Here is a 3,325-nt window from a genome sequence, read left to right on the forward strand (position 1 = left end):
TTCGAAAACATGGGAGCACAGCTCGTTTCTGAAGTAGCTTCCAAAACAAACGATGTAGCCGGGGACGGTACGACTACAGCGACGGTTCTTGCACAAGCGATGATCCGCGAAGGACTGAAGAACGTCACTTCCGGTGCGAACCCAGTAGGAATCCGCCGCGGAATTGAACAAGCAACAGCTGTTGCTACAGAAGAACTTCGCAAAATCTCCAAGCCGATCGAAGGCCGCGAGTCTATCGCACAGGTAGCGAGCATCTCTGCTGCCGACAACGAAGTAGGCCAGCTGATCGCTGAAGCGATGGAACGCGTTGGTAACGACGGTGTCATCACGATCGAAGAATCTAAAGGATTCAACACGGAGCTTGAAGTGGTGGAGGGTATGCAGTTCGACCGCGGATACGCTTCTCCATACATGGTCACAGACCAAGACAAGATGGAAGCGGTTCTTGAAGATCCGTACATCTTGATTACAGATAAGAAAATCAACAACATCCAGGAAGTTCTTCCTGTCCTTGAGCAGGTCGTCCAGCAGTCCAAGCCGCTTCTATTGATCTCTGAAGACGTAGAAGGCGAAGCACTTGCGACGATCGTCGTCAACAAACTGCGCGGTACATTCAACGCTGTAGCTGTCAAAGCTCCAGGATTCGGTGACCGTCGTAAAGCGATGCTTGAAGATATCGCGACACTTACAGGCGGCCAAGTGATCACAGAAGACCTTGGACTTGATCTGAAGAATACAACAATCGACCAGCTTGGACGCGCGTCCAAAGCCGTCATCACAAAAGAAAACACTACTATCGTCGAAGGTGCCGGCAATCCAGAGCAGATCTCTGCCCGCGTTGCGCAAATCCGTGCCCAGTCAGAAGAAACAACTTCTGAATTCGATAAAGAAAAACTGCAAGAGCGCCTTGCTAAACTTTCCGGCGGCGTAGCTGTCATCAAAGTAGGAGCAGCGACAGAAACAGAATTGAAAGAGCGTAAACTACGCATCGAAGACGCCCTTAACTCTACACGAGCAGCTGTAGAAGAAGGTATCGTTGCCGGTGGTGGTACAGCTCTAGTCAACATCATCAACTCTGTCAAAGGCCTTGAGCTTTCCGACGACGAAGCGACTGGTGCAAGCATCGTCCTTCGCGCCTTGGAAGAGCCGGTCCGCCAAATCGCTCACAACGCCGGTCTGGAAGGATCCATCATCGTTGAACGTCTGAAAGGCGAAGACGTAGGCGTAGGATTCAACGCAGCAACAGGCGAATGGGTGAACATGGTCGAACAAGGTATCGTCGACCCGACGAAAGTAACGCGATCTGCGCTTCAAAACGCAGCTTCCGTAGCCGCTATGTTCTTGACAACAGAAGCGGTAGTCGCAGACATTCCAGAAGAGAATGCTGGCGGCGGCATGCCTGATATGGGTGGCATGGGCGGAATGGGCGGCATGATGTAATCATGCCCCCACAGCCCTTGATATCAAGGGTTTAGCTTCACCCTTAAAGTCAAAATGACATACTTTTGACATACCTGGCGGGGAAAACACTATAAATCTAATGAGCCTCTCATAAGTTCACTGAACTTTTGGGAGGCTTTTTCTTCCATGTTTTCAGTTATATGTGCGTAGATATTCATGGTTGTGTTTATATCACCATGACCTAATCTTTGCTGAATTTCTTTAACCCCTACACCAGCTTCAATTAACAGGGAAGTGTGGGTGTGGCGCAAGGAATGAGGAGTAAGTTCTTTATTGATACCACTAATTTTTAACAAGCGTCTCATATGAGTGTTTACTGTCTTTAAAAATTCAGGATATCCAGGATTCTGAACTTCTTTTGCAAAAACAAAATCCAGTTGAGTATATTCGTTCTTCATTTTTTCAATAAGATCCTTCTGGTGTTCCTTTTGTTTTTTAAGGACCTCCATAACTCCAGCGTCCATTTTTAGCGTTCTGATCGATCCTTTAGTTTTGGGAGTTAGTAATTGGTAATCTTTTGTTCTATTATTGGGGTTGTAATACGTTTTTGTTACTCTTAAGGTGTTTTTATACATATCGATATCCGACCATTTCAAGGCTATCAACTCACCTACCCTTAACCCACTATAAGCAAGTGTCAAAAACATGGGATAGTCTTTATCAATGCCACTTTCCTTAGCAGCATTAAGAAAACGAATAAGTTCTTCTTTTTCCATAAATTTAATTTCACCTTTACTGCTTTCTACCTCCTCAACGGTTTCCACTTTGCGTGGGATTTTTGCGAAGTCGCACGGACTGTCTTTAATTATGTTAAATTCCACAGCTTTCCTAAAAACCATTCTACCTGTTGCATGAATGCCATCTAAAGTATTAAACGCATAGCCTGCACTATGCAGCGAAGCAAGCATAGCTTGATACTGTTTGCGCGTGATATCTTTCATTTTTTTATTTCCGAAGAACCTATTTAAGTGATCCAAGTTATGCTGTCGATTTCTCACTGAACTTATTTTAGAGGTTTCACGATAAGTTTTAATCCATTCTAGAGTAAATTCTTGAAACGTAATATTCTGTTCTTGAACGTACGTATTTTCGAATACTTCTTTTTCTACTTCAGCCGCAGCCAACTGAGCCTCTTTTTTTGTCTTAAAACCCCCTTTGGATTTGAATTGTTTTCTACCTGTAGTTGGATCAGTACCTGTATATATTTGAAAGTACCATCTACTTCCTCTTTTTCGGTAATTAGCCATATTTATCCCTCCTATTTTATATTAATAAATTTAGAGCTGCTAGACGGTACAATTCGACTCTTAATTTTCTCTATGCGTTCAAGGCAAACTTTCTTTGGTATTGCAAAATCTCGTGACAACTGTTCAACAATACTTGGATTAGCAATATTATATTCATTTATCATATGTGTAGGAAGAGAAGCGTAAAGAGTAAAATGCTTAGCGTCTCTTTCCTGAAGTTCGTAAAAGGAGTAAGGCATTATAGATTGACGACCTGCATGCCTTACAGCGTGACATAACTCATGAAAGAATTGTTCGCGTTGTTGTATATACGGAAGACGACTATCCATAACAATTTCTTGAAACTTCCCTACTTTCATATAACTAGCTTGGGTAGGTTTAGAAGTGACAAAAATTTGTGACTCATTTCCAATGCTATATACATTTAAATCATTTGGTTCTATAAATTTATGTTTTTTATACCACCGAGTGATTAGGTCTTCAAGAATTGTGGTTGTGTAGTAAGGAAATCTCAAACTGTTCACCTTCTTTATACATATTATACGAACAAGTGTTCTTATAATCAATGTTAAATTACATAAAATGGGTTTTCAAATAGAGCTATAAATTTACTTTTT

Annotated in this window: 3 protein-coding genes; 1 reads left to right on the forward strand and 2 read right to left on the reverse strand. The window is 42.3% G+C overall.

Annotated elements, in window-relative coordinates:
* On the forward strand, positions 1-1,440 hold a 1,440-nt coding region (gene groL, locus D479_RS15885), incomplete at its 5' end, for a chaperonin GroEL (protein ID WP_008638993.1).
* Between the two features lie 89 nt (positions 1,441-1,529).
* Here the strand turns inward: groL and D479_RS15890 are convergent.
* A complete protein-coding gene (locus D479_RS15890; RefSeq protein WP_008638996.1) occupies positions 1,530-2,708 on the reverse strand; it encodes a site-specific integrase in 1,179 nt (392 codons plus the stop codon).
* Positions 2,709-2,719: 11 nt separating this feature from the next.
* Positions 2,720-3,223, reverse strand: coding sequence for an ImmA/IrrE family metallo-endopeptidase (locus tag D479_RS15895; RefSeq protein ID WP_008638999.1), 504 nt, complete (start codon positions 3,221-3,223; stop codon positions 2,720-2,722).
* Positions 3,224-3,325 lie beyond the last annotated feature (102 nt).

The organism is Halobacillus sp. BAB-2008 (assembly GCF_000328325.1).
GTDB lineage: Bacteria > Bacillota > Bacilli > Bacillales > Halobacillaceae > Halobacillus.